This is a genomic window from Specibacter sp. BI4, assembly GCF_056680095.1.
Window position 1 is genome coordinate 2,387,294 of record NZ_CM155265.1, and the last position, 25,585, is coordinate 2,412,878.

Genomic DNA, 25,585 nt, shown 5'->3' on the forward strand with positions numbered 1-25,585 from the left:
TCTGGCATCCGGGGTGGCAGCGAGCGTCCGTAGGGCGGCCGACGTGTTTGGACCTGCCGACGCAGACAAGATGGGGCCTGCCCTGGTAGTGCCCGTGGACCTTGACAGGCTGGGCCACGGCATACTGGTTCTGGTCCGGAGCGACAATGCGCCACCATTTATGCAAGAAGACGTTGAGACCAGCATCCTCTTCAGTTCGAGGATGGTGCTGGCCGTAGAACTCGTCCGGGAGCGGGGCCTACAGCAGTCTCTGCTGCTCTCCGAAGACCGTGACAGGATCGCCAGGGACCTGCACGACCTGGTCATCCAAAGGATCTACGCTGCGGGCCTGAGCCTCCAAAGCCTGCGCAGAGTCATAACGGATGAATCATCCCTGCAGCGGGTTACAGCAATCACTGACGAACTGGACGCAGCAATCCACGAACTATCGGGGTCATGCGGGTATTCGTTCCGCTGCATAGGCAATAATTTTCTATCGAATGGCGGGGTAGTCGCTCCAAGTGTGACCGGACCGTTGAGCCCATTGGGAGGCGGTGTAAACACTTAATCCGAGGGTATCTGCGATGACGCTGACGGGCATGGCAGCGGCAAGTTGCAGCATTGCTGCCTGACGAAATGGCCTGGCCTTAATGCCGACTTCGGAGAGGCGCATTGACATGTGGTTGGGGGTTACGTGTTGTCCTGGGATGAGTCCGTTGAAGAGCCAGTCTGTTTCGGGTCGGTGGTAGATGTACCGGCTAGTCGGCGCCTGAAGTTGAGTGAGAACCAGACTGGCGAGGGCAGGGGGTAGCCAGATTGCGTCGGCGCCAAACCTTACGGACACCTTGGAGCCTGTTACTTCAACGTCGGAGCGTTTGAGACGGACTGTATTGGTGACATGTTGTCCGAAGAGAAGCAGGAAAAGCCCGATGATTCGTACGTCCCGTGCGATGGATCCGTCGTGGAGCAGGAACTCAACCTTGTCCCACAGCTCTTCATGGCCAGCGGCTATTCCCGGCATGGAGCGTTTCCGTGCGAGATCAATCTCTGAGGCCAGGTGTTGTTCACGGGCCCACCTGATGAATGTACTGAGGGCTGTTGCGGTGCCAGCCGTCGCAAAGTATTGGTCGATGTGAGCTTGGTTTACCGTCTCCAAGCAATGATCTTGGTCGTCCAGCCAGGTGAGAAAGGCGGCAATCGCTCGTAGTTCAGCTCGCCGACTATTGAGTGCGTTGGCACTTGTCGGCGCTTTGGCCGAGGCGCGCCGCATGACTCTCAAAACGTACCAGCGTTGGTATCGACTGAGAATAGAAGCTTGGTGGGGTGGGGTGCTGCTGATGAACTTGGCACTGTAGACCTCGTAGGCGTGCAGTTGTACGTCTACGGCCGGGAGTGTCCCTGCACTGACGAGCACTTGCCGGAAATAGCGCACGCGATGAGTCTGGGGGAGTTGATCCAGGCTCAGGTGACTGACGGGCAGATACCCTTGGGCCATGGCTTGCAGTGTTTCTTCAATGGGCGGATGTCTCATCCAACGGGTCACGGTTCGTGGATCCGGGGTGGCAAGAAAGTGTTGATAGAGCCCGTTGAGATCGGGATGAATCGTGCCATCTTCCCGGGACAGAAGGGCTGCGGCTCGGTCCTTCATGCGGCATCGGCCACATTGCGATCCTGTGAGTTGCACTTCACTGCCGCAGCTCTTGCACGCGAATCGGGATGGTTCTCCGGCGCATCCTGCGCAAACTACTAAACCCGCATCGTCATGAAATGCGAGAACTTTGATGCGGTGGCATCGTGGACAGGCTGTCGCCGATCGCCGGATCCGCGAGTAGCACGGGTTGCAGATTGTGCCTCCCAAAAGTTCGTACCCGCTAGTGATGGTCCGGCTGCAAAGATGACACTCCAAGGCATCCGGGCTCATGTTGGGCGGCGGATCCGAGCCGGCACGGGACGAAGGTCTCCGATTGAATGACCATTGGGGCCAGCGTTGTCCGTCGTTCCAGTTCGACGCCCGTCTGCAAGCGAGGCGGCCGGTTTGATCTGGATCAAATCATTGGGAGTGCAGCTGAGGATCTGGCACAGACCAGCGAGAACCTCGACATTCAGTCGTGCTGGGGTTTTGGTGACGAGACGAAAGACCTGCTCCCGCGATAGCTGAATCCCGACGTCTTGAAGAGGACCGACGAGATCAGTGGTGTGGAACATGCCCGCTGCCGCCATGAGCTCACGCAAGCGCCAGGAAATCGGTGATTGATCTTCAGAGGTGCGCATTATTGTCTCCATACACTCGAGAAAGGGCTCGGGCGATCACCCGGTTCTTGTAGTCACTGCCCACCGATGTGTAGATCGCGGTGGTTGATGCGTAGAGGTGGCCGACTTGGTCTTGGACGAACTTTTCCGAGTAGCCCCACTCGATCAAATTTGTCACATAGCTGTGGCGCAGGGAGTGCAGGCTGAGTTCTTTGGGGAGTCCGGCACAATCACGGATCTCGGCAAAACGGTCGTCAAGGTATCTCAGGGAGACTCGAGTTCCTCGTTCGGTGGGCCACAGCGTGCCGCGGCGTTCATCGGTCACCCGCATCCTCCCCATCTCGACCCACTGCCGCAAACCATCAATAGCCCAGTCGAACTCGGGCAGGGCCAGAACGGAACGTCGGCGTGGGCCGGAACCGTTGGATCCCTTGCCCCCACCTAACATCCAAGGATCCATAGTTCCCGAAGCGGGCTGCTGATGGATTCGGACGCAGGTCGGCAATATCGAGCCCTACGGCTTCAGCTCTCCGAAGACCAAAAGCGTAGATCGTTTTGAAAATCTGGGTGTCTCGCAGGGCGGCCAGGGCCCCTTTCTTGCCGGACTGAACGATGGCTTCCACTCGTCCATCGGCATGGCCAAAGAATTCGTCGAGTTCGTCGTACGTCAGCGCTCGTCGTTCTGGCCGGCCCTCGTAATCGGCAATATGCGCCGCGGTGTTCCACTCGTGGCAGATCTGTTGAGGGGCGCATCCGAAACGTTTCTGGCACTGTGCAATCCAGTCGTATCGGGTGTCGGTGATGAAATCGCAGAACACCCGGATTCTTGCCTGGTAGGCGCGGATCGTCGACTTGGCCAGCCTCCCATCCCCAGAACTGCAGTGCACAGTGAAGTCTTCAATATCGTCGGGAATCCATTGCCAGGGCAACTTGTCGCAGTAGATCGCAAAACGGCGAATGAATTGAATCCTCGCCTCAACGGTACTGGCTGCCAGTCCCCTGCTGACTTGTTGATCGTGCCAGCCGGAGAGCATCGCGTCGAAGACAAACTCGCCCTCATGAAGAGGGCGAACGTTGTCCAATAACCGCAATAGGGGACTCACTGAGCGAATGTCATCGTCCATGCGTTCATGGTTGCATTAAATGCATCATTGTTGCAACCAATATTCGCAAATTGAGGCGTTTGACCTCGAATGGGCCATAGGCCTGCTGTTGGCCATTGGCCTCGTCTGGGTCATCATCCGCGGCGTCCGCGCCGCTGGCGACGACAGCGTCCAAAACAACAGTCAGGAACCCCGAGCCACGGACATCGGGGCCGCCGAGACACCCGGGGGTGCCTGCGGGATACTCGCTGAACGATACTCACGTGGTGAACTGAGTGCACAGGAGTACCAGGAACCTGTCCGTATCCTCGGCGAGGGCCCTTAACGACTCCGGACACCATCTTCGGCGGGTAATCCGCCGTTTTTGTCGCCGGCCAGAGCGCTGCCCCGAGCTACGCTGGTTGGCCGGACGGTATTCAGCAGCCTGGTGATTGCCGCCAACAAGGCCCCCGGCTGAGCCGGGCACCGCATGATTTCTCCCGCCGCCACAGCACCGCGGCCGGCTCCAGGGACGTGACGCGTTCAACCACAGTCGCTCTCCACGGCCGGACGGTCGCCGCACGTTGGCCGGGTCTCAAGCGGTTTCGAGTTCCTTCAGGGCTGCGAGGAGCCGGTGATCGGCGTCGGTGGCGACTTCGGCGACGGCCGGGGCGTCGCTGAGCTGGACCATGGTCTGCGGGTCGATGGTCTGGATGACAGTATTGCCGTTGTCCGGCTGGCGCCTGATGACGACGTTGCAGGGCAGGAGCAGTCCCATGTCCGGGTCCGCGGCGAGAGCTTTCTGCGCCAGGGCAGGATTGCAGACGCCCAGGATGAGGTAGTCGCCCAGGCCCTGCCCGGCGTCGGGCCCGAGCTTGGCCTCGAATGTGGCGCGAACATCGATTTCGGACAGCACGCCAAATCCCTGCATCGAGAGAGCTTCACGGGTCCGGGTTACTGCCTCTTCGTAGGGCAGGGCGACGGTGATGGTGTGTGCATAGCTCATTGTGGTGCTCCTTCGTCGGTTTTCTCAGGAATGCAAAAGACTACGGGGTGCTGTTCTACCGGGCTTCGATCAGGCCCATCATGCCGCTGTCCTCGTGGTCGAGGATGTGGCAGTGATAGACGGTTTTTCCGGTGAAGTCATCAAAAGCGATCCGGACCCGAACACTGCTGCGGGCCGGGACGTTCACCACATCCTGCCACATGGGGCTGTCCACGGGCCTGCCACCCTGTTCGATGATCTGCATGGGCCACACGTGCAGGTGTACGGGGTGGTCCATCGGGCTGGTGTTCCGCAGGGTCCATTCCTCGACGGCGCCGGCGGGGATTGTGGTGTCGACCCGGGCGGGGTCGAACGGCCTGCCGTTGATGGTGAAGCTCATCATTCCGGTGCCCTGCCCCATCCCATTGCCCATGCCCGAGTCGTTGCTATTCATACCCGTACCCATGCTCATGGCGAAGACCATTTCCCGGTGCGCGGTCACAGCCACAGTGCGCAGGTCCCGCGGCGCGTGCTGTTCCGGAACCGGCCCCGGTGCAGCGGCCGGCGCGCCGGTAACGGCCAGGGTGGCCAGGACCGTTCCGTCCGGGCTGGCGGCGGACTGACCGCCTCCGTTGTTGCCGCCCATCATGGATCCCATGCTGCCTCTGTCCACGGGCAGGGTTCGCAGCACGGCCGCACCCTGCACGGCGGTGACCAGCAGATCCGCCCGGTTGCCTGGGGTCAGCAGCACCTCCTCAACGTCCCGGGGACTCTGGTAGCGGCCCGAGTCCAGGCCCAGCAGCTGCAAGGACTGACCGTCCAGGCGCAGTTTCAGGTACCGGGAGGTGCAGGCATTGATGATCCTCCACCGTTCACGCTCGCCCGGCCGGGCGGCCAGTGCCGGGTTCAGCTGCCCGTTGACCAGGATCAGGTTCCCTTCCCGGCCTATCATTTTCTCCATCGCCGAGACGGCGGCGATGGAACCGTCACTGGTGAGGGAGATGTCTGAGATGACCAGGACACGTTCCCTGCTGACCGGCACGGGCTGGGGGTCTTGGACGATGATCGCCCCGTACAGGCCACCGAAGATCTGGTCGGCCACGCTTCCGTGGCGGTGGGGGTGGTACCAGTACACGCCTGGCGGGTGGTCCGCCGGAAGCCGGTACTCATAATCAAAGGACGTTCCCGGGTCGACCGACACCAGTGCGTTATCGCTGTTGCCCTGCGGGGAGACGTGCAGCCCGTGAACGTGCAGGTTCGTCGGATCCCCCAGCCGGTTCTCCAGCGTTACATTCACCCGGTCCCCGGGCCGCAGGAACAGGGTGGGTCCGGGCAGTGACCCATTATAGGACAGCGCGTTGACATCCCTGCCGGCGATCCGTGCCTGGCCCAGGCCTGCTGACAGCTTCCCCTGAAGTCGACCATCGACACTGTGCAGTGCCTCGGGTTCATGCAGGTCCTGGCCCCCGGCTGCCTTGAAGCCCGTGCCCTGGCCCCACAGCAGGCCCGCTGCCCCGGTCGCCGCGGTAAGGATTCCTGTCCCGCCCAGGACCAAGGTGGTGCGACGGCTCAGCGACTCCATCAGGTATCGCACCCAAGAGTTCTAAGCCGTTCGTTGTACTCCTCAGTGCTCAGCTCCCCCTTGGCGTACCGTTCATCCAGGATCTCCCGGGCGGCGCCTCCTGGACCAGTCCGGTCCGGGCCCTCCCCGCGGCCGGTTCCGCCACGGTTCATACCGCCGTAGAACAGTCGTGCGGCGAGGATCACCAGCAGCACGATACCGACAATCAGGAGCGCCCAGAACAGCCACGTCCAGCCCATCATCGAACCATATCCGCCCATCATTTTTCCCCGTTCCTGTGGCCTTGGCCGTCGGTGGCCGCCTCGGGAGTCGTGGCGGGACCGGTGCAACGATTGCCAGCAATGATTCCCCATATTCGACCCTAACTGGCCGGGCCACAGCGACGCCCTCCGTGGGCTGGTTTTTCGGTTGTTTGCGGTTCAGGCGAGGGACAGGAAGAGTTTTTCCAGGTCTTTTTTGTCCATGCCGGGGTCCTCGCTCCTGATGCACTGCTCCAGGCCGGTAGCTATGATGACAAAACCTGCCCTGTCCAAGGCCTTGGAGACGGCGGCGAGCTGGGTGACGACGTCCTTGCAGTCCCGACCCTCTTCGAGCATCCGGGTCACGGCGGCGAGCTGGCCTTGGGCGCGTTTGAGTCGGTTGATAACCGGGGTGAGTTCTTTCGAATCAAGTTCCATGGCGGACTCCAGAGATGGGGACGTTTTTCACAGTATATACCCCTGAGGGTATGTTAGCCAGTGGAACTCAATCCGCTTCCTGCCAGGCGGGGACCATTTGCAAGATACCCTAGGGGGTATTATCGTTTTAGTTAGAAGATACCGGAGAGTTCCCTCTAGGAGACTCCATCACCGCCCCCGCAAGGAGAGTCCCATGCTTATTGAGCGTATCTACGACGAAGATTTGGCCCAGGCCAGCTATTTCATCGGCTGCCAGGCCAAGGGCGAAGCTCTTGTTGTCGACCCCCGTCGTGACATCGCCGTCTACCAGTCGCTGGCCGCCGCGAACGGAATGAAAATCGTGGCCGTCACAGAAACTCATATCCACGCGGACTTCCTCTCCGGAACCCGTGAACTGGCCGCCGCGACCGGAGCCATTGCCTACGTTTCCGGCGAGGGCGGCGTGGACTGGCAGTACGGTTTCGAAGCCGAACGCCTGCTCGACAACGATGAGATCACCCTCGGAAACATCACCGTCAAGGCCCTGCACACTCCCGGCCACACGCCCGAGCACCTCTCCTTCCTGATCACCGACGGCGCATTCGCCGACACTCCGGGCTACCTGCTCTCCGGTGACTTCGTCTTCTCCGGCGACCTGGGACGACCCGATCTGCTCGATGAAGCCGCCGGTGGTGTGGACACCCGCTTCGCCGGCGCCAAGCATCTCTTCACCAGCCTGCGGGAGAAGTTCTTGACCTTGCCGGATTACGTCCAGGTTCACCCCGGTCACGGTGCCGGCAGCGCCTGTGGCAAGGCTTTGGGTGCCATCCCCTCCACCACGGTCGGCTACGAACGCCTCTACTCTTGGTGGGGACCGTACTTGGCAGCCAATGACGAGGCCGGCTTCGTCGCTGAACTGTTAGACGGCCAGCCCGACGCCCACGCCTACTTCGGACGCATGAAACGTGAAAACCGCGAAGGGCCCGCAGTGATGGGAGCTCGGGCACCCCTCCAGGAGCTCGCCACCGCCGACGTCCTCCGCAATCTCGCCGCGGACACGGTGACCTTCGTGGACACCCGCTCCCATGCCGAAGTCCACGAGGGCACCGTTGTAGGGTCCCTGAACATCCCGGCCGGCAAATCCACCGCCAGCTTCGGCGCCTGGGTGGTGAACCCGGAAACCGATTTGAACCCGCTCGTGCTGCTGGCCGCTAACCAGGCATCGGCGCAGGAGATGTGGGACCACCTCGTCCGCGTCGGCGTTGACCGGGTTGCCGGCTACATCACCAGCATTGAAGGCCTGCCCTCGAGCACGCCGAAGCTGATCCAGTCCGAAGAGCTCGACGGCTTCGACGCCGCGATGGTCCTGGATGTCCGCAACCGCACCGAGCACACTGCCGGCCACATCCCAGGTTCCCACCAGCTCAGTGGCGGCCGCGTCATGTGGAACCTCGACCAACTCCCGTCCGACGGCACTATCGTGAGCTACTGTCAGAGCGGCGTCCGGAATTCCGTCGCGGCCAGTGCCCTGCGTCGCGCAGGCTACGACGTCGTTGAACTCGATGGCAGCTTCGCCGGATGGGCCACCTGGAATCAGACGCGGGAGCCTGTTTCCAGCAACTAATCGTGCCACATCTGAACTGATCAACTATCACCATTGGCGGCACCCGGAACACTGGGCGCCGCCAATGTAGCATCCCCGACTGTTCCGCGGTCGTCGCAATCGGCCGGGCGGGTGCCGCCGCGGATCGCTGCAAAAGTGCGTCAGATACTCCGCCGTCGACGACGTGGGCCCTACGATCGCCCGGCTGCAGTCGCGTCCTCGTGGGGGAATCAATGTACGGTAACGGTCACAAGCCGGCCGCTTGGTGAGAAGGTGTCACCGGAAAAAATACCCCATGGGGTATACTTATGGAACTATCCAAGCATATAAAGGGAGCAAGCAGATGTGCCGTGCGGTGACATGTAAGAAATGCGGTAAGACGACGTGGGCTGGCTGCGGCCAGCACGTTGATCAGGTCATGCGCGAGGTCCCCTCCTCTGAGCGTTGCCGTGGGCACGAGCAGGAAAAGTCGGAGCGCAAGGGCTTTTTCGCAAAGCTGCTCGGCCGGTAGTTTGGACATTCACAACGACTGGATGGTCGTTGAGCTCATAAGGGAAGCCCCGGAAGATACATTTCCGGGGCTTCCCTTATGTCGCCACGGCTCCTCTCAGGAGAGGAGCGCCTGCACGACCACGTAAGCGGCAATGACCAGGACCAGGATTCCAAAGCCACGTTTGAGAATCTTGTCGGGGATCCGGGTGCCGATCCTTCCCGCTATGAGTGAGGCGGCCATCGCGGCCCCGGCAAAGGCCGCCGTGACGGCCCAGTCGATCTGCAGATCGCCCAGGTGGGCGGTGAAGCCGGCGGCCGAGTTGATGACAATGATGACCAGCGATGTTCCGATGGTCAAGGCCATCGGGAGTCCGAGAATTAGGGTGAGCGCCGGGACTATCAGGAACCCTCCGCCCACGCCCAGCAGCCCGGTCAGGAACCCTACGACGGTGCCGGTGGCGATGGCCTTGGGCAGGCAGCTGCGCCAGTGCACCCCGCCGCCGGGCAGCGCACAGGACCCCCCGGATGAGGTGGAGGGCATCAGCATCCTGATGCCGGCGAAGATCATGATAGCGGCGAAGGTCAGCAGCAGGATCTTTGGATCAAGTAGGCGGTTGACCATTGCGCCGAGGTAGGCAGTAACGGTGCCGGCTGCACCGATGATCAGTGCCAGACGCCAGTTCACACCGGTCCGCAGTCGGGGCAGCACGGCGACGGCGGAGGAGGCTCCGACGACGACGAGCGAGGTCGGGATTGCCGCGGCAAGCGGCAGTCCGACACCGTAGACGAGGGCAGGGACGGCGAGGATGGATCCGCCTCCGCCGACCAGACCTAGCAGGGCGCCGACGATCAACCCGAACCCTGCTGCGGAGATGATCATTCCCTGGAGCCCAAGCTCTGCAGGGCCTGATGTGCGGTGGGCTCGTTGGGTGATCGGTTCCAAGGCATGCGGGACAAGACGTTCCCCATGGCGCAGCTGTTCGTTGCGGCCGAGAATGTCAGGCCCGCTCCGATCCCGCCAGCCACCAGGCGCAGTTTCGGTGAGACGAATTTCCCGGCGACGATGCTGGCAAGCACCAAGGACCCTGCCGTCATTCTCACCTGGCGTTCCAGCGCCCAGGTTCGGCGGCCACGGACTACGTCGCCGCCAGCAGCAGCATAGGCGGGAACTCCTCCGGAAAGGACACTGGCACTGGCCAATCCGACGGAATCGAGGCGTTTGCGGGCCTGTTCGGCCCGGTTACCGGACTGGCATACGAGCACGACGCTGGTGCCCATTTTTGCCGCAAATTCTTCAGTGTGTTCGCTGAGCATGGCCAACGGCACATGGTACGAGCCCCTGATATGCAGGGAATCGAACTCCGCGCCGCTGCGCACGTCAATGATCATCAGATCATCATGGTGATCTTCCCAGCCCTTCAGTGTGGAGGCGTCGATAGCCTGAGGTGCGTTTTCGACCGTGTTGGTCTTGGCTGAGATAGTCATAGTCACTTTCGATATGTCTTGGAACATTTCTGGTGGCCGACGTCCATGGACCCTGCCCTGAAAGGACACCGCGAGGCGTATGGAGGGACCGGTCGGTTTCGGTGTGCGCCACCTGTGCGGTCTTGTGGACTGCGTCAATAGATGGGGAGTCCTCGCGGCACCTACGCTTCGAATCATAATACCCCATGGGGTATTATGATTCGAATCGATACCTTGAGAAATGGAGCGTTAAGCCCCTGTCGAATTGAGTGCAGTAACGATCGTTCGCGAGACACTGCGCGGCATGGCCAGTAAGTTGCGGAATCACGCACCCGATTACGTCATGCTTCCCGGGTACGCGCCTATGTAACGACTATTTCCCTTTGCATTTCACCACGTCCAAAAGAACGATGCCCTGGCATCGATTGGGCTTTGCGGCGACAAGGAACACACCGCTTTTGGCCGGAATACCGTGCTGGCGTCGGACATTTTACTTTTCCACAAGCCCTGTTAGTGGATGGTTATGTTTCGCTGGACTGGATGTTGGCCTTATGCGTGGGTATGGATCGGCATGGATTCTTGGGTGTCGGCAAGTGCGGTTTGAATTATTTGCTCTTTGCTGGTCTTGCGTTGTTTGTGGACGAGAGTCATAAATGAAGCTACAAAAGGAGCACAGAACGCCGCGTTGTAGCTACCGCGATAATGCCTACTCTGCGGGACACCATCTATTCCCTGCACAAGTCGGGCGGGGCCGCGGAAACTCTGGGCCAGCGGATCTTGCGCACCATCGCCACCGTGAGTGCCGACGCCATCCTTGACCCACGGATCCACCTTGCAGGGCCGTTCGACGACGTGGACGAGGCTGTGGCCGAACACCTTGTGTCCGTTGTCACCGAAGGGCTGAGCAACGTAGTCAGGCACTCCGGGGCGGTCAGCGTCAACATCACGATCGATGCTGGCCCCAATATGGTCGAATTGGTGATGATCGATGACGGCGTCGGGTTCGTGAACCCCAGCCACGGCAACGGACTGGCAAACATGAGGGACCGAGCGGCGCTTCTGGGCGGCAGAAGCAGCATCGAAAGCACACCGGGTAGGGGAACCTGCCTGACATGGACAGTCCCGCATGCCCAGCCCGCGCAGCCAATCCACCGGGACCCAGCAGGGCTTTAGCCTCTAGAAGACCCGCTGCGATTGGGACACCATGGGTTGCATGACTGAAGAAGCAGCCCGACCGTCCCCATCTTGGCGGGGGACTGCGCGAATGGGTGCCGCCGGGCGAAGGGGAGGCTACATCTCTGCTGTGCTCAGCTCCGTCGTATTCTTCTGGCTCACAAACATCTGGCCGGGGTGGCAGGCGTTGCCGTTTCTTGACAGCGCAACACCCCAGGTCCTGGGCATCTTCAATGCATCCCTGATTGTCTCTGCAGCGGTGAACCTGGCCAATGCCGCCGTCGACCTGCGGTGGTTCCGGGCGGTGGGCGAAATTGCCACCTCCATCGTTGGGCTCTCAATGTTTGCGCGAATCTGGACGGTATTCCCCTTCGACTTCGGGAATTCAACATTTGATTGGCCCTTGGTAGTGCGCATCCTCTTGGTCCTTGCGTGCGTTGGATGTGCCATCAGCATATTGATGCAGTTCGTCATTCTCCTTCGTTTGGCGTGGGGCATGCCGGCGGGCAGCCACGAGGGGCGTGCGCCAAGTAGGACCGGCCATCATGGCCGCCGTGAACCCTAGAACAGGAGTGGAACATGCACGCAATCGTGGTTGATAAGTCCATGTGTGGCAATGCCCGTCACGTTGCGGCGGCAGTAAATCTGGATGCCGCGAGTGAGGGCGTGCGTGGCTCGTTGCGGTCGCTGTGGGGGATAAGTCGCAGGGAGACAGCCTTCGACACGCGGTTTGACGGGGCACCGAAAACCATTGGAGAGGCCCAAGCATCATGAGGCTTGCCCGGACACCACTCGTCATTCTCTTCCTTTTCGGGGCATTTTCAGCGGTAGTGGGTGCCGTAATGGCTTTGGCCTTCAACGGCGCCGGAATGCCCCTGGCATCTTTGGAAGGCAGCCCATTTAATTCATTCGTGATCCCGGGACTCATCCTCGGCCTGGTGGTCGGCGGCACCCAATTGTTGGCGGCGCTGGCATTGCTCGCAAACCGCCAGTGGTCTCTGCTGGCAGCGGCCGTTGCTGGATTTGGCATGTTGATATGGATCTTCGTCGAGATGGCCGTCATCCAAGGATACTCATTCCTACAGGCGATCTACTTTGGGCTGGGGATTGCGGAACTGGCTCTGGTCCTTGCGTTGCTGGGAGTTGCTGCGGGCGCCCTGGCCATTGGACATGCCAGTGCGGATCACGCCTCCGGGACGGACCTCTCGAGATAGTCCCTCAACTTCGCCCAGTTGTTCCGCTCTTGGTGCTTGCCCACGGCCCTGATGACCGGCGAAATCCAGCGCAGGAAACCCCACGGGGAGGAAGCATCCAGGACCACGCGAGCCGGGTTTGGCCGCCTTCGGTGGAGAAATCAAGCGTGCCCTCAATGTCCATTCCCTGCATGCGGCTCACGGATGTTAGGGACTGTGGCCGTGAGAACTTGGTGTAGGTAATGGTGACCGCAGCTGGGTGGGGTGCACCGGCCATGGTTGCCTGGAATTGCGTGCCGACCCCTATCGGGCCGGGAGTAGTCTTCTGTGCCTGGGCCATGCTGGGGTTGTAGCGTGGTTCGTTGCGCTGGTCTGCGACAAAGTCGAACACTGCTGCAATCGGGGCATCAATCAGGACGTGCCCGTGGATCGCCCTCACGATGCGTCAACTCCCGCTTTACTGGTGCCCGAGGTGGCGAGGTGGGATTCCTGAGCTCTCCAAGGGGAGAACGCGAATCCCACCAGGATGCCGGAAGTGGCCAGAACGAGGTGGCTCAGCAGAAGTGCGAATACTTCAAAACGGACGTCAAGGCGGTCCCGATATACAGCGGTGAAGAGCACAAACAGGAGCAGGGTCAGTGTGCCCCCGAAGGTGAAAATCCACCCAGCAACCCGGGCATTCCGCGACAGGGCTTTGGTGAGCGGACTGCCGAGAAGTACAAGAGCCAGGGCCAGTAAGCCATATCCAATGTTTTCAAGGCCGATGAAGACACCGTGCGGATTGTATTGGGAGAGCAGCGACAACCCCGATGACTCACCCGCGAGCAGGCTTGGCTGCACGACCGACAGCTGCAGCCCGTAGTCGAGCACCAAAATGCCTGTCGCGACCATCACAAGGCACATTCCGGCAAGGCTGAGTTGCCGCCGGCGGGCGGGTGCCACACTGGGGATGCACACCACCAGAAGGACGAAGGTGATCGGGGCCAGCAGGGCCGGGTACATCCAAAGGTAGTCGCGCGGGACATAGTCGACCACGTCCGTGTACGGGTATGGGATGCAATCATCGGGGCAGTACAGGCCGGAGCGGGGCGGGGTGGTCAGGGCCATGACAAGGGTTGTAATAGCCAAGGCCCCTGTGGACAAGCCCGCCCAGAAGCCAAGATGTGACCCTTCCCCCACGAAGCCGCGTCGCAGTCGTAGGGTGGACTGACTCCGGATCGCCCCAGTGCCGCCGCTAGAATTGTTCATCTCATCCACGCTCCTCAGCAGGTTCCTTGGGTCAGGTGGCTCTGCTGGCTCTGGGTTGCATTGCGACGATGCTTTCCAGTGGCTGGGCCGACGCCCAACCATGCAGAAGCTGCCGATCCGAAGGACGTGTCCTTCCCACGGTTTCAACGGCCAAGGGCTCATCATTTCCCGGTTGGAGACAGGCAGAGACGGATCCCGGTGGAGCGCCTTGGACGTCGCCTATTCGAGTCCGGCCCGAACCGCATCATTCAGGGGGAGGTTCCACGTCATGGAGGCATCCAAGGTGAAGCGCCTGCCTGTCACGGTGTCCGGCACAATGCGGATGAGATGGCTCTTTCCCACCCCCTGCCATGGAAACAATCCATGAATTGCAGTGTTAAGTTCATGGCTGTCCGCCGGAAGGCTTTCGGCGCTGCCTTTGACGACGACGCTCCACGCAAGGCCAAATTCTGCGCTCACTGCGTCTGCTTCCAATGCGACGCTGGCGTTGTCATTGATGGCGTCAAGCTTGGTGCCAGGGCCCGTGCGGAACAGGAGTGATTCGCCGTCGACTTTGTAGTTTACGGGGAACACGTCAGGCTTCCCGTCAATGGTTACGGCAAGCCTGCCGACAGAAGTGTCGGAAAGGAGTTTCCAGCACTGCTTGGTTGTCAGGGATTCAGTTTTGGGTGCTACTTTGTCATCTCTCATGTAATGATCCTACGGAGGGCTTGTTCGGCCAAGATAGGGCACAAAGGCCCAACTTCAGAACGCTGGTGCTGCCGCACGCCGAAGTGACAGCCCAGCTGAGGTTGGCCCGGTCGGGAATGCCCCTGCCGACTGAGTTGCGGCCCCGATATGGCAGCGGGGGTGTGCCGGGAAAGTCCGCTCGGTCCTGCCCCTACTCCGGCACCGGCATGGTGGTGACGATGGGCAGCCAAAGACCGCGGACAATTTTGCAGGGTCAATAGACGGCGCCGCACCCTATACTTCACATCATGGCGGACCAGAAAAACGTACTTGTCGTGGAGGACGATGCGGCGCTGTGCCTGATGCTTCAGGAACTCCTTGAAGGCGAGGGCTACACGGTGGTGACCGCCCGCGATGGCCAGCGCGCCCTCCACGAAGGGCTCAGCCGGCAATTCGACGTCATTGTGATGGACCGGGGCCTTCCTGCCATCGAGGGCCTGGACGTTCTGGCGCGCCTGCGGCGAAAAGGCGTCTCCACCCCTGTGCTCATCCTGTCGGCATTGGGCAACCCGGCGGACCGGGTCGAGGGGCTCGACCGCGGCGCCGAGGATTACCTGGGCAAGCCGTTCGACATTGACGAACTTCTGGCCAGGCTCAGGGCCTTGTTGCGCCGCAACTTGGAGACCTCAACCGTGCTTCCCGTTCCAGGGGGAGTCTTGGACCTCGACACCAGGACTGTGACCTTGGCGGTGGCCGGCACTGTAGTCCTGTCCGAACGAGAGACTGACTTTCTGGAACACCTGGCCAGACATCCACATCAAGTCTTTACCAGGGCAGTCCTACTGGAATCGGTCTTTGCCGAGGCGGACGACGGCGGCGTGGTGGACACCTATGTCCATTACCTGCGCAAGAAACTGGGGCGGTCCGCCATTGTGACGGTGCGGGGCCTCGGGTACGTCTTGGGCCGCCTCGGATGAGCGCCCGGGAGGCCACTGAACTGCGCCGCGCGGTTATCAAGCTGGCCGTGCAGTTCACAGCGTTGATAGTGGTGCTGTTGGCAATCATGGGCGCCCTGCTCTACTCCCTTGTGGCAGCCAGCACTGCTGAATCCACGACCAGGGCCCTGCTTGCGGCCAGTGCCGTGGACTCGCCGCATGACGCGCCCTTGGGCACCTTTGTTGTCATGTCGGTCAACGGAAGGCTGGCAATGCCGCCTGTTGTGCCGTCGGGGCTGCCGGACATGGCCGCCATCAGCCGTGTGGCTGCCACCCAAATGGATGAACGGGAGTCTTTGTCCGCCGGAGGACGGAACTATGCGGTGTTGACGGCCTATCGGGGTGGCAGGGTGGTCCAAGCCGCCGTCGATACGCATGAGGGCCATGAGTCCCTGGACCGGCTGCTGTGGGCAGTTGCGGTTTCCATCGCCGCGTCCGGCGTGCTTGCCGCGGCCGCATCGGTTTGGATGGCTGGCCGGGCCATGCGGCCTTTGGCGGACAGCCTTGCCCTGCAGCGGCGGTTTGTGGCCGATGCCAGCCACGAGCTGCGGACACCGCTGACCCTCCTGAGCACACGGTCCCAGCTCCTGCGCCGGAAACTGGATGCCCCAGGTGGTGGCATCTCTCAGCACAGCATCTCGGCGGAAGTAGGAAGGATCGTTGAGGATGCACGACTGCTAACAGGAATTCTCGATGACATGCTGATCTCGGCAGACCCACGCTCCGCCGTGGACCACACCAAGGTTGACTTGGCCGAGGTAGCCCGCAACGCCGTCGCCCTGGCCTCGGCCGACGCGGTGCAACGGTCCATCCGGCTGGAGGAACAAGGCGGAGCCTTGCCGGTTCTGGTGCAGGGGTCTCCCGTAGGCCTTTTACGGGTGTTCACGGCGCTCATTGCCAATTCCCTGGACCATGCCCGAAGCGTTGTCAACGTCAACGTGTCCACCCAGGGAAAAGATGCCTGCATCGTGGTCTCCGATGACGGGCCAGGGTTCGGCACCGGCACCGAGGCCAGGGTATTTGAGCGGTTCTCCTCATCGCGCCAAGGTGCCGGGGGAGCCGGAGGGCCGCGGCACTACGGGCTGGGACTGGCCCTTGTAGCCGAAATCGTGGCATTGCACCAGGGCAAGGTCACGGTGGAGACGGCCGAGGAAGGGGGAGCTGTCGTCAGGGTCCTGCTGCCCTTGGTGAAGCCCTGACTTACCTGAATTCATGACCGGTGGACAGTCCCGTCTAAGAATCCTCAAAGAATTCGTGGGGATGATGAAAGGGAAAGTATTTCACCGGCAACGGACAGGAGCAGGCCATGGCAACCCGAATCAAGGGAAAGAAGATGGCGGCAGGCATCACCGCCACCATCGCAGTAGGAAGTTTTGCCGTGGTGGGGATTGGCGCCGTCGCCGTGGACCAGGCAACCGGCAGTCACACGCCCGGCACAAGTTCCGTGTCCGGCAGTGGCGGAGGTGCCACACCAGATCAGGGGTTGAACCAGGGCTCAACACAGGACGGCAACAGCTACTACGGAGGCTATCCCGGCGGCAACTCGGTACTGCCGGGCAACGGAGGGTCTGTCAGCGGCAGATCCTCGGGGTCCTGACATGGAAGCCACAAGGTCCTGGACAGTGTGGGGACTCGACGCGTCAGTCACGGTCACCGAGCCCGGCCTGGCGGCAGCTGCCGAACGATTGGTCCGGGCCGAGATTTCCGACGTCGACCAGGCGTGCAGCCGCTTCCGGGAGGATTCGGAATTGATGCGCCTGCAGCGAGACCTGGCAGCGGGAACCACGGTGAGCCCGCTCCTGGCCCTGTTGGTGGACAGGGCCCTCGACGCCGCACGGTGGACCGACGGCGACGTGGACCCCACCCTCGGCAGGGACATGGTGGCACTGGGCTACGACCGTGACATTTCACAGCTGCGGCTGGCCCCGGACGGGACGGTTGCCCAGGACGACAGGCTGCGCGTGCAGGCCCCGGGGTGGCAACGGGTACGCCTTGCGGGGAAGACACTGAGAGTGCCGGCGGATCTTCGGCTGGATCTGGGGGCAACTGCCAAGGCTGTTGCGGCCGACCGCGCAGCAGCCCGCGTTGCCGTCGAACTGGGCTGCGGAGCCCTGGTTTCACTGGGTGGCGACATTGCCACGGCGGGAGAAGCCCCGGACGGTGGCTGGCAGGTGCTGGTCCAGGACCTGCCAGCAGACCCCTGGCAACAGGTCACGCTTCGTGCAGGGAGGGCCATGGCCACCTCGAGCACACAGAAACGTCGGTGGCAGCATGGGGGCAAAACGGTCCACCACATCTTAGACCCCCGGTTCGGGCTTCCAGCCGAGCCGGTATGGCGCTCCGTGACCGTGGCAGCCGCTACCTGCCTCCAGGCCAATGCGTTCAGCACGGCCGGCATTGTCAGGGGCTTCACCGCCAGGGAATGGTTGGAGCAGCTGGGTATCGCGGCACGGCTCGTCGACCGGCAGGGCAGGGTCTCTGCCACCGGTAGCTGGCCCAGGCACGACCTTGCCCGGGCGTATGAGGACACGCCAAACAAAACCATGATGGGGGTGGGTGCAGATGGATAATGCCCTGTGGGCCATTGGCCGGATGAGCGGATTTGTGGCGCTGGCCCTGTTTACGGTGACTGCGCTGCTGGGAATCCTGACCCGCTCGGGCAGGCCATTGTTGTCCATCCCGAGGTTTTCCTTGACCCTCCTGCACCGCAACATGTCCCTGCTGGCGACCGTGTTTTTGCTGCTCCATGTGGGCACGTTGCTGCTTGACTCCTATGCGAAACTCAATATCACCGACGTTGTTGTCCCCTTCGTGGGGACATTCAAGCCCTTCTGGCAGGGGCTTGGCACGGTGGCTTTCGACCTGGTGCTGGCACTTGTGGCCACCGGTCTGCTGCGGCACCGCATCGGAGCTCGGACCTTTCGCGCGATCCACTGGTTCAGCTATGCAATGTGGCCGCTCGCGCTGGGACACGCAATCGGCAACGGAACCAACGGAACCAGCAAGTGGTTCTTGCTGCTGGCTGCCGGATCGGTTGTGGTTGTTGCCGCGGCCGTTGCATGGCGGCTTTCGGCCACATTCCTGGAAACATCCAAAGCGCGCCAAGGAGGCTTGACATGACATCCCTGATAACGGCAAAGACCAGCGACGAAGAAGCCACGAATGACTTCGGAACCCATCAGCTCTTTGCCGCCGGGCCCAACGCGGACCTGGCCCGGCACGAGCTGGCCTTCGGGCGCTTGTCCCTGGAACGGGTCGACTCGTCCTTCATTTCAGTGCTGGAAGCATCCGGCCTGACGGGGCGCGGAGGCGCAGCCTTTGCCTCATGGCGCAAAATGGCCGCAACCGATCAAGGCCGCGGAGGTGTATTCCTGGCGGCCAAGCCCGTGGTGGTTGCCAACGGTGCCGAGGGTGAACCGCTCGGCTTTAAGGATAAGACCCTGCTGGCCCACGCGCCCCACCTGGTCCTGGACGGACTGCTGGTCGCCGGACGGGCGGTCCAGGCTTCGCTGCTGTACATCTACACAACACCGGACTCGCTGCCGGCGGTGGAAGCCGCCGTTGCCGCCCGACACGACAGCCGCAGGGTCAAGGTGGTTCCGGCGCCGGAAACCTTCATCTCCGGTGAGGCCAGCGCCGTCGTGAACAGCATTTCCAATGGCATTTCACTGCCCATGGACAGCCGACAGCGCCTGAGTGAGGCAGGGATCAAGGGCCGCCCCACGCTGGTGCTCAATGTTGAGACGCTTGCACACATTGCCCTGATCGCCCGCCACGGGGCCAGCTGGTTCCGCACAGCAGGCTCGGAACGGGACCCCGGGACCCGGCTCGTGTCGCTATCAGGCTTTTGTGCCGAACAGGTCCTTGAGGTGGAGGGCGATGCGAGCCTTGCCGGTATCCTGGCCGAGGCAGGGGTCGACCCAGCGGATGTCCAGGCGGTCCTGGTTGGCGGGTACCACGGCCGCTGGGTCCGCCCGCTTGACTACCGACTGTCGCCCACAGGGCCGGAGAACCACGTGGTCCGCCCAGGTGCGGGTGTTATCCACGTCCTGCCTGTGACCGCGTGCGGGCTTGATACCACGGCTCGGATTGTCAGTTATCTGGCTGCACAGTCGGCCAGGCAGTGCGGTCCCTGCATGTTTGGACTTCCCGCCATGTCAAGGGTGCTGGATGCGATTGCCCATGGTGACCGGGACCCGGGGCTGGTCCAGGAACTGCAGCGGCTGGGCAAGCTGGTGGGAGGCCGGGGGGCCTGCCACCATCCGGACGGCACGGCCCGGCTGGTCGGTAGCGCATTGGAAACATTTTCCGACGACGTGCGCGCCCACTTGGCGGGGAGCTGCACACGATCCACAGGGAGGACCTCATGAGCGAATCACTGCACATTGACTGGACCCGGTGCGACGGGCGGGGTCTGTGCACCGAACTCCTGCCCCATCAGCTGACACGGGACGACTGGGGGTACCCCCTGGCTCGTCAGGCCCGCAATGGTGGCCGCACCAACGTTGAGATCGGTGCAGCTGATGTTCAGGCTGCCCGTGAGGCAGTTGCGCTGTGCCCGAAGCTGGCGCTGAGCCTGAAGCCCGCTAAATGACCCCGCTTGCCCCGAGCGCGCTGCCAATCCCGTAGGTCGCGGCCAGAGCCAGGGCGCCGCCAATGACGAGGCGCGCCGCCGAGGTGGACTTAGAGCTGCCGCCGATGGCGGCGCCCAGGGTGCCGGTCAGGGCAAGGGCCAGCAGGACGGCGGCAAACGTCACCGGTATCCGCCACTCTGCCGGTGGCAGCAGGATCGCAATCAGGGGCAGGATGGCTCCGATGGTGAATGCGGCCGCGGACGCGTAGGCGGCCTGCCAGGGGCTGGCCTCGTCAGCTTCATCAATGTTGAGCTCGGCGGAGAGATGGGCAGCCAGGGCATCGTGTTCAGTCAGTTCGAGCGCCACCTGCTCCGCTGTCACATCGCTGAGGCCCTTGGCCCGATACAGGCCCGTGAGCTCAGCCAACTCCGCCTCCGGGTCATCCGCCAACTCCCGGCGTTCCTTTTCGACCAGTGCCCGTTGGCTGTCGCGTTGGCTGCTCACAGAAACATATTCACCCAATGCCATGGAAATGGCACCTCCCACAACGGCGGCGATCCCGGCCACCAGTATCGGAGTGGGTGCGTTGGTCACCCCCGCAACGCCCACCACGGTTGCGGCCACAGAAACGATGCCGTCGTTGGCGCCGAGCACCCCGGCCCGGAGCCAGTTCAACCGCCCTGCGATATTGGAGGTGTGCGGTTCGTTGCTGTGGATCTCGTAGGGGCTGCTCATGCGCCCAATCTAGCAGCCCTGACGCATTCTGGCAGGCGATCCGGGTGCTCACCGTTGGCGGTAGTAATCCTTCCAAATCAGGCGGTGGACGGGGATTTTGCGGGGCAGGGCACGCAGGCCGGGAATGAATGGCAGAAGAGTCAGCAGCAGTGAGAGCACCAGCATGGTCGAGACCACCAGGATGTCCGCATTGGGGGAGGACTTGAACGGCTCAATCTGGTACAGCAGGGAGAAGAGCCACAGCCAGGACTGGCCCGGGGTGTTGCCGGTTTCATTCATCACGCCCCACTGGTCCCCTGTCAAGTGGGCTGCGGCTGCCAGGTTGGGAAAGTAGCTCCCGTCCCCCAGGAACAAGATGGTCGGGGTGTAGTCGAGGTTGTAGGGTTGGCCGGCACTTTGCAGGACGCCGTCCAGGCTGCCGCCGACGGCCGTGGCCAGCAGGGCCTGCGTCAGGGCAGGCACGGGACCGTAGCTGCCTGCAGCCACCTTGGCCGGGTCGCCGTCGGGAGTGGCGGCAAGAGCCTCCGAGTAGGCCGCGGTCCATACAGTCTGCTGCCCAGGGGTGGCGGCGGACCACTGGTCCAGGGCTGGTGGTGGTGTGGGCAGCGTCTTCAGTGGGGTGATGACAAAGTCGTTTGCGGTGTCGATCGGCAGTCGCACGCCGGAGAGGGCCTGCAGGTCGATGAAGCCGAGGTGCTGGGTGGCATCCGGTGTCGAGTTGTAGGGCGGGCCATAGCCGGCGGTTTCACTGGTGCCGCCCAGCTCGGCCGTGGCGGTCGCCACAAAGTCCGACGGCGCCGCCGTCGCCCATGATTTCAGGCTAACCCCGGGATCGTCCGGGGAGCTGAAGATGGCTGAAAGCCCCAGCACGAGCAGCCCGACGACGACCAGGCCAATCGTGAGTTCCTTGAAGAGGTCGTAGTCACGTACGCGTCCCGTCCATGGACTCCCGGCAATGCCATGTCCCATGCGCCAAGACATCGGGGAAAGGTCCTTGCTCATGGCCGTTGCGCCTCCGGGTCAGGGGTTTGTGGAGCGGATTGCTGCAATTGGGCATCAGTGTAGGCTGCATCCAGCGGGGGCACCACCCCGTGGGCGCGCACCAGCAACACGTGCAGGGCGACGATGGCACCGACGGCTAGGGGCAGCAGCATGATGTGCCACATGAAGATCTGGCCGAGGTTGGCCACGTTGAACCACGCGCCGACGCCGACGGAGTTCAGGGCATCCTTGGCTTCGAAGGCGATCCATTGGGAGTCAAAGTTGGTCTGTAGCAGGTACCCGGTGAAGGCCGTGACGATGGAGACAAGGAAGGCCACCATGCCGGTGATCCAGGTCAGCACCCGTCCGCCGCGCCAGGCCGCCATCCAAAACTTGATCCACAGGTGGACCACCATGAACATGAAGAACAGCTCCACGCTCCACAGATGCACGCTGTTGACGAAGTGGCCCAGGGAGGAGACGTGGTACCACTGTGGCCCGTTCAGGCTCAAGACCACGCCGGAGGCGATGATAAAGACCAGCCCGGCCACCGCCCCCATGCCAAAAACGTAGGCCCACGAGGCCACGTAGCTGGGTTGGTCCTCAGGCAGCAACTTCTCCGGTGGAAGGTGCTTTACGAACCAGCGGCGGGATTTTCCGGTCCACGTATAGACACCGGTCTCGGGCTCTGGTGGTTCAGGTTCCGGCGGTTCGGGTGCGGGCATGCCGTGCTTGTTCATTTCCGACTCTTTCCGCCAGGAAACGGGAGCACCAGGGCAAGCCCGAAGAGGATGAGCATCACCACGATCACCACCAGATTGCCGGATTGGATGGTCACATCGCCCCAGCCAAAGTATGTACCCGGCGTGATCGGGGCGGACATGGCCGCAAGGGATTCATACATTGGTTTCTCCCATCTTGGGGGCGTGGACCACCATGACTGGGCAGTGCGCGTGGGCGGTGCAGGCGGCGCTGACCGACCCCATCAGCAGCCCCTTGAACCCACCCATGCCACGCCTGCCCAGCACAAGCAGTGCCGCATCTTTGCTGGCGTCAATGAGGGTTGGCCGGGCTGATCCCTGAACCAGCTGAGTTGTGAGATTCCTTGGCCAGTCCAAGCCAAACGCGCTCTCAACGGCCCCATCGAGTATTTCCTGTGCGGCCTCCTTATAGCCAAAGTTTCCTAAGGCGTAAGGCACAGTATAGGCGCTGGGGTAGTTCCAGCAGGTTAAGGCTTTCACCTGTGAGCCAAGGGGTTTCGCCAACCACACGGCCTCCCGCAGCGCTTCAATGGATGAGTCTGATCCGTCGACTCCCACGATAATGGTGTGTTTTTGTGCGGTGGTCATGATTCGTTCCTTCGGTCCTCCGGCGGCGTCCAGACCCAGTCACGAATTTCCGGCAGGTCTTCCAGGTGATCGTGAATGTAGGTCTCATGATTGGCAAGCATCTGATGGCAGTGGTCCGCCAATTCCTGTGCGCCGTCAAAGTGGCCGCCCACCCGGTTCAGGGCCTCCAAGGCGAGGTGGTACCTGCTCATCCTGTTCAGGACGACCATGTCGAACGGGGTGGTTGTGGTGCCTTGCTCGTTGTAGCCGCGGACGTGGAACCGGCCTGGGTTCGGGCGTCCATGCAGAAGCTGGTGGAACGCCCTGGCATATCCATGCCAGGCCACAACCACCTCGCCATCAGCGGTGAAAAGCTTTTCAAAGTCAATGTCGGACAGTCCGTGGGGGTGCGTGTCGTGTGGCGGCAGCACGAGCAGATCCATGACGTTGACCACGCGCACCCGCAACCCGGGGACATGATGCTGGAGCAGCCACGCGGCGGCCAAAGTCTCCTCTGTGGGGACGTCGCCGGCGCAGGCCATGACAATGTCCGGTTTGGTTGCCCCCGCAGGCTCGTCACGGGTGGTGACGGAGGATTCGGTGCCGGACAAGACGCTCCGGTGGGTGACTTCTCCGATGGCGGTGTCGTCGTTTCCAGCCCAGTGCCAGATCGAGGCGCCGGCAGCAGCGTGCTTGCGGGCGTCGTCGAGGTTCAGGTATTGGGGGTGGGCCTGCTTGTCCACGACCACCAGGTTCACATAGTCCTTGCTGAGCAGGACGTGTTCGGCTGCGGCCAGCAAAGTGTTGGAGTCTGGTGGCAGATAAACGCGGATGACGGAACCCGAGAGTGAGAGGACGGTGTCGATCAGGCCCGGTCCCTGGTGGCTGAAGCCGTTGTGGTCATTGCGCCAACAGGTCGAGGTGAGCAAGATGTTGAGGCTGGGCACGGGGGTGCGCCACGCCAATTCACGGGCGTGCTGGAGCCATTTGGCATGTTGGATGGTCATGGAGGCGCTGACCATGGCGAATGCCTCATAGGTGGCGAACAGCCCGTGCCGCCCAGTCAGGACGTAGCCTTCGAGCCAGCCCTGGCAGAGGTGTTCGGAGAGGACTTCCATGACGCGCCCGTTCGGGGACAGATGGTCATCATCGTCCCGGATGGCCTCCATTTGGCACCTGTCGGTGACTTCGAAGACGGCGCCCAGCCTGTTGCTGTTGGTCTCGTCCGGGCTGAACAGCCGGAAACGGGGATCGTGGGAGGTGTCCGTGTAGATGTCTCTGAGCATTTCACCCAGGGGCCTGGTGGTTTCATGCTTGATGGACCCCGGAACAGGCACGTCAAGGGCGTAGTTTTCGAGGGGGCGCAGGGGTAGCGGGGCCGTGTCCGTGCCTCCGTTGGCACAGGGGTTGGCACCCATGCGCAAGTGACCTTTCGGGGCCAAGACAGCCAGTTCCGGCACCAGCCGGCCGGCAGCGTCAAAGAGTGTTTCGGGCTTATAGGAGCGCAGCCAGGCCTCCAGCTGGGCCAGATGGGCGGGATTTTCACGGACTCCTGCCAGCGGGACCTGGTGGGCGCGGAACGTGCCTTCCACCTGAATTCCGTCGACAACACCGGGACCGGTCCAGCCTTTGGGCGTGCGCAGGATGATCGCCGGCCAGGGAGCGGGGCGGGTGGTGCCGCGTCGGCGCGCCTGCTGCTGGATCTGGAGGATGCGGGTGTGGGCGTTCCCCAAGGCGTCTGCCAGTTGGTGGTGCACCAACTCGGGGTCGTTGCCGGAGACGACGACGGGGTCCCACCCATGTGCGCGCAGCAGGGCCCTGACGTGCTCATCGGACTGGCGGCCAAGCACTGTGGGGCCGGAGATCTTATAGCCGTTCAGGTGAAGTATCGGAAGGACGGCTCCGTCCCGGCTCGGGTTGAGGAAGGCCGGAGCCTTCCACGCACCCTCCAGGGGGCCGGTTTCGGCTTCCCCGTCGCCAACCACACAGGCCACTATAAGATCCGGGTTGTCCATGGCAGCTCCCGTGGCATGTGCCAGCGAATAGCCCAGCTCCCCGCCTTCGTGGATGGACCCGGGGGTCGGCGGACCGACATGGCTGGGGATGCCGCCGGGAGTGGAGAACTGGCGGATCAATTGGCGGAGGCCATCCGCGTCCTGGCTGACGCGGGGATAAATCTCGGAGTAGGTCCCCTCCAAATAAAGATTTGCAATCACGGCCGGGCCGCCATGTCCCGGGCCAGCCACGAACAGTATCTTGGCTCCGGTATTGCGAATGAGCCGGTTCAAATGGACATAGATCAAGGACAGCCCGGGGCTGGTTCCCCAATGGCCCAGCAAGCGGGGCTTGATTTGTTCCGCCGCAAGGGGGGACCGCAGCAGGGCATTCTCCTGCAGGTAGATCTGCGCCACTGTCAGGAAATTGGCCGCATCCCAGTACCGTCCAAGCTGTACCCACCCGGCACTCATGGCCAAGGGCGTGGCCGCATGCTGTGCTGATGGATTCGGGGCGCGATGAATGCTGGTCAAGGTTGTCTCCCTGTGGACGTGATTGAGGAAGTGCTGGCTGATTCCAGCGTCCCACTGCGGCGAGCCGG

General features: G+C 62.3%; 32 protein-coding genes. 13 read left to right on the forward strand and 19 right to left on the reverse strand.

The annotated features are described in order from the left end of the window. Window positions 1–202 precede the first annotated feature (202 nt). Window positions 203–547 carry a histidine kinase gene (locus AC1L6K_RS10945; protein WP_480952738.1) on the forward strand — a complete coding sequence of 115 codons (345 nt, stop codon included), beginning with the start codon at window positions 203–205 and terminating at the stop codon, window positions 545–547. Here the strand turns inward: AC1L6K_RS10945 and AC1L6K_RS10950 are convergent. The 4 genes from AC1L6K_RS10950 to AC1L6K_RS10965 all read right to left on the reverse strand — a co-directional run bounded on the left by AC1L6K_RS10950 (window position 473) and on the right by AC1L6K_RS10965 (window position 3,353). After that, a complete protein-coding gene (locus AC1L6K_RS10950; RefSeq protein WP_480948919.1) occupies window positions 473–1,627 on the reverse strand; it encodes a hypothetical protein in 1,155 nt (384 codons plus the stop codon). The genes AC1L6K_RS10945 and AC1L6K_RS10950 overlap by 75 nt on opposite strands. Before the next feature lie 269 nt (window positions 1,628–1,896). Further along, entirely contained in the window at window positions 1,897–2,250 is a 354-nt protein-coding gene (locus AC1L6K_RS10955) for a helix-turn-helix domain-containing protein (RefSeq protein WP_480948920.1), read from the reverse strand. Beyond that, window positions 2,237–2,560: a tyrosine-type recombinase/integrase gene (locus AC1L6K_RS10960; protein WP_480948921.1), complete on the reverse strand. Its 324-nt coding sequence runs from the start codon at window positions 2,558–2,560 to the stop codon at window positions 2,237–2,239. The genes AC1L6K_RS10955 and AC1L6K_RS10960 overlap by 14 nt, the downstream gene beginning before the upstream one ends. A 31-nt stretch (window positions 2,561–2,591) precedes the next feature. After that, entirely contained in the window at window positions 2,592–3,353 is a 762-nt protein-coding gene (locus tag AC1L6K_RS10965; RefSeq protein WP_480948922.1) for a hypothetical protein, read from the reverse strand. A gap of 19 nt (window positions 3,354–3,372) precedes the next feature. On the opposite strand from AC1L6K_RS10965, the gene AC1L6K_RS10970 reads away from it, so the two are divergent. Next, complete coding sequence (locus tag AC1L6K_RS10970; RefSeq protein WP_480948923.1) at window positions 3,373–3,657, forward strand: SHOCT domain-containing protein; 285 nt, start codon at window positions 3,373–3,375, stop codon at window positions 3,655–3,657. Between the two features lie 249 nt (window positions 3,658–3,906). On the opposite strand, the gene AC1L6K_RS10975 is transcribed toward AC1L6K_RS10970, so the two are convergent. From AC1L6K_RS10975 to AC1L6K_RS10990, 4 genes are all read right to left on the reverse strand, one after another. Continuing rightward, window positions 3,907–4,317 carry a DUF302 domain-containing protein gene (locus AC1L6K_RS10975; RefSeq protein WP_480948924.1) on the reverse strand — a complete coding sequence of 137 codons (411 nt, stop codon included), beginning with the start codon at window positions 4,315–4,317 and terminating at the stop codon, window positions 3,907–3,909. A gap of 55 nt (window positions 4,318–4,372) precedes the next feature. Beyond that, window positions 4,373–5,878: a multicopper oxidase family protein gene (locus AC1L6K_RS10980; protein ID WP_480952739.1), complete on the reverse strand. Its 1,506-nt coding sequence runs from the start codon at window positions 5,876–5,878 to the stop codon at window positions 4,373–4,375. Further along, the gene (locus AC1L6K_RS10985; protein ID WP_480948925.1) at window positions 5,878–6,141 is read right to left on the reverse strand and encodes an SHOCT domain-containing protein; all 264 of its coding nucleotides are present in this window, start codon (window positions 6,139–6,141) and stop codon (window positions 5,878–5,880) included. The genes AC1L6K_RS10980 and AC1L6K_RS10985 overlap by 1 nt, the downstream gene beginning before the upstream one ends. Window positions 6,142–6,297: 156 nt before the next feature. Further along, a complete protein-coding gene (locus tag AC1L6K_RS10990) occupies window positions 6,298–6,555 on the reverse strand; it encodes a metal-sensitive transcriptional regulator (RefSeq protein ID WP_480948926.1) in 258 nt (85 codons plus the stop codon). A 193-nt stretch (window positions 6,556–6,748) separates the two neighbouring features. On the opposite strand from AC1L6K_RS10990, the gene AC1L6K_RS10995 reads away from it, so the two are divergent. Continuing rightward, entirely contained in the window at window positions 6,749–8,158 is a 1,410-nt protein-coding gene (locus AC1L6K_RS10995; RefSeq protein WP_480948927.1) for an MBL fold metallo-hydrolase, read from the forward strand. A 586-nt stretch (window positions 8,159–8,744) separates the two neighbouring features. On the opposite strand, the gene AC1L6K_RS11000 is transcribed toward AC1L6K_RS10995, so the two are convergent. Continuing rightward, entirely contained in the window at window positions 8,745–9,509 is a 765-nt protein-coding gene (locus AC1L6K_RS11000) for a sulfite exporter TauE/SafE family protein (RefSeq protein ID WP_480948928.1), read from the reverse strand. Continuing rightward, on the reverse strand, window positions 9,506–10,114 hold the full coding sequence (locus AC1L6K_RS11005; protein WP_480948929.1) for a rhodanese-like domain-containing protein: 609 nt from the start codon (window positions 10,112–10,114) through the stop codon (window positions 9,506–9,508). Before AC1L6K_RS11005 ends, AC1L6K_RS11000 begins: the two co-directional genes overlap by 4 nt. Window positions 10,115–10,795: 681 nt before the next feature. Here AC1L6K_RS11005 and AC1L6K_RS11010 point away from each other — a divergent pair. From AC1L6K_RS11010 to AC1L6K_RS11020, 3 genes are all read left to right on the forward strand, one after another. After that, window positions 10,796–11,266 (forward strand): sensor histidine kinase, encoded by a 471-nt coding sequence (locus AC1L6K_RS11010; RefSeq protein WP_480948930.1) that lies wholly within the window; start codon window positions 10,796–10,798, stop codon window positions 11,264–11,266. Window positions 11,267–11,306: 40 nt separating this feature from the next. Then, a complete protein-coding gene (locus AC1L6K_RS11015) occupies window positions 11,307–11,831 on the forward strand; it encodes a hypothetical protein (protein ID WP_480948931.1) in 525 nt (174 codons plus the stop codon). A 346-nt stretch (window positions 11,832–12,177) separates the two neighbouring features. Next, window positions 12,178–12,480, forward strand: coding sequence for a hypothetical protein (locus AC1L6K_RS11020; RefSeq protein WP_480948932.1), 303 nt, complete (start codon window positions 12,178–12,180; stop codon window positions 12,478–12,480). Window positions 12,481–12,484: 4 nt separating this feature from the next. Here AC1L6K_RS11020 and AC1L6K_RS11025 read toward each other — a convergent pair whose 3' ends face one another. From AC1L6K_RS11025 to AC1L6K_RS11035, 3 genes are all read right to left on the reverse strand, one after another. Beyond that, window positions 12,485–12,898, reverse strand: a complete 414-nt coding sequence (locus tag AC1L6K_RS11025; RefSeq protein WP_480948933.1) for an SRPBCC family protein — start codon at window positions 12,896–12,898, stop codon at window positions 12,485–12,487. After that, window positions 12,895–13,587, reverse strand: a complete 693-nt coding sequence (locus AC1L6K_RS11030) for a hypothetical protein (RefSeq protein WP_480948934.1) — start codon at window positions 13,585–13,587, stop codon at window positions 12,895–12,897. The genes AC1L6K_RS11025 and AC1L6K_RS11030 overlap by 4 nt, the downstream gene beginning before the upstream one ends. Before the next feature lie 339 nt (window positions 13,588–13,926). After that, window positions 13,927–14,397: a pyridoxamine 5'-phosphate oxidase family protein gene (locus AC1L6K_RS11035; protein WP_218712488.1), complete on the reverse strand. Its 471-nt coding sequence runs from the start codon at window positions 14,395–14,397 to the stop codon at window positions 13,927–13,929. Window positions 14,398–14,684: 287 nt separating this feature from the next. Here AC1L6K_RS11035 and AC1L6K_RS11040 point away from each other — a divergent pair, with 287 nt between their 5' ends. The 7 genes from AC1L6K_RS11040 (at window position 14,685) to AC1L6K_RS11070 (ending at window position 19,965) form a co-directional block, all read left to right on the forward strand. After that, window positions 14,685–15,353 (forward strand): response regulator transcription factor, encoded by a 669-nt coding sequence (locus tag AC1L6K_RS11040; RefSeq protein WP_480948935.1) that lies wholly within the window; start codon window positions 14,685–14,687, stop codon window positions 15,351–15,353. Further along, entirely contained in the window at window positions 15,350–16,570 is a 1,221-nt protein-coding gene (locus AC1L6K_RS11045; RefSeq protein ID WP_480948936.1) for a sensor histidine kinase, read from the forward strand. The genes AC1L6K_RS11040 and AC1L6K_RS11045 overlap by 4 nt, the downstream gene beginning before the upstream one ends. A 107-nt stretch (window positions 16,571–16,677) precedes the next feature. Beyond that, complete coding sequence (locus AC1L6K_RS11050) at window positions 16,678–16,968, forward strand: hypothetical protein (protein WP_480948937.1); 291 nt, start codon at window positions 16,678–16,680, stop codon at window positions 16,966–16,968. Window position 16,969: 1 nt separating this feature from the next. Continuing rightward, complete coding sequence (locus AC1L6K_RS11055; RefSeq protein ID WP_480948938.1) at window positions 16,970–17,941, forward strand: FAD:protein FMN transferase; 972 nt, start codon at window positions 16,970–16,972, stop codon at window positions 17,939–17,941. Beyond that, on the forward strand, window positions 17,934–18,491 hold the full coding sequence (locus AC1L6K_RS11060) for a ferric reductase-like transmembrane domain-containing protein (protein ID WP_480952740.1): 558 nt from the start codon (window positions 17,934–17,936) through the stop codon (window positions 18,489–18,491). Before AC1L6K_RS11055 ends, AC1L6K_RS11060 begins: the two co-directional genes overlap by 8 nt. Next, a complete protein-coding gene (locus AC1L6K_RS11065; RefSeq protein ID WP_480948939.1) occupies window positions 18,488–19,741 on the forward strand; it encodes an NADH-ubiquinone oxidoreductase-F iron-sulfur binding region domain-containing protein in 1,254 nt (417 codons plus the stop codon). Before AC1L6K_RS11060 ends, AC1L6K_RS11065 begins: the two co-directional genes overlap by 4 nt. Beyond that, window positions 19,738–19,965 carry a ferredoxin gene (locus AC1L6K_RS11070; protein WP_480948940.1) on the forward strand — a complete coding sequence of 76 codons (228 nt, stop codon included), beginning with the start codon at window positions 19,738–19,740 and terminating at the stop codon, window positions 19,963–19,965. Before AC1L6K_RS11065 ends, AC1L6K_RS11070 begins: the two co-directional genes overlap by 4 nt. On the opposite strand, the gene AC1L6K_RS11075 is transcribed toward AC1L6K_RS11070, so the two are convergent. From AC1L6K_RS11075 to AC1L6K_RS11100, 6 genes are read right to left on the reverse strand one after another with little or no spacing between them, the layout of a single operon-like run. Next, window positions 19,958–20,680 (reverse strand): VIT1/CCC1 transporter family protein, encoded by a 723-nt coding sequence (locus AC1L6K_RS11075; protein ID WP_480948941.1) that lies wholly within the window; start codon window positions 20,678–20,680, stop codon window positions 19,958–19,960. The genes AC1L6K_RS11070 and AC1L6K_RS11075 overlap by 8 nt on opposite strands. 48 nt (window positions 20,681–20,728) lie before the next feature. Beyond that, window positions 20,729–21,682, reverse strand: coding sequence for a hypothetical protein (locus AC1L6K_RS11080; protein ID WP_480948942.1), 954 nt, complete (start codon window positions 21,680–21,682; stop codon window positions 20,729–20,731). Next, window positions 21,679–22,401, reverse strand: a complete 723-nt coding sequence (locus tag AC1L6K_RS11085) for a cytochrome b N-terminal domain-containing protein (protein ID WP_480948943.1) — start codon at window positions 22,399–22,401, stop codon at window positions 21,679–21,681. Before AC1L6K_RS11085 ends, AC1L6K_RS11080 begins: the two co-directional genes overlap by 4 nt. Then, window positions 22,398–22,565 carry a hypothetical protein gene (locus tag AC1L6K_RS11090; protein ID WP_480948944.1) on the reverse strand — a complete coding sequence of 56 codons (168 nt, stop codon included), beginning with the start codon at window positions 22,563–22,565 and terminating at the stop codon, window positions 22,398–22,400. The genes AC1L6K_RS11085 and AC1L6K_RS11090 overlap by 4 nt, the downstream gene beginning before the upstream one ends. After that, entirely contained in the window at window positions 22,558–23,010 is a 453-nt protein-coding gene (locus AC1L6K_RS11095) for a universal stress protein (RefSeq protein ID WP_480948945.1), read from the reverse strand. The genes AC1L6K_RS11090 and AC1L6K_RS11095 overlap by 8 nt, the downstream gene beginning before the upstream one ends. Then, complete coding sequence (locus tag AC1L6K_RS11100) at window positions 23,007–25,457, reverse strand: phosphoketolase family protein (RefSeq protein ID WP_480952741.1); 2,451 nt, start codon at window positions 25,455–25,457, stop codon at window positions 23,007–23,009. Before AC1L6K_RS11100 ends, AC1L6K_RS11095 begins: the two co-directional genes overlap by 4 nt. Window positions 25,458–25,585 lie beyond the last annotated feature (128 nt).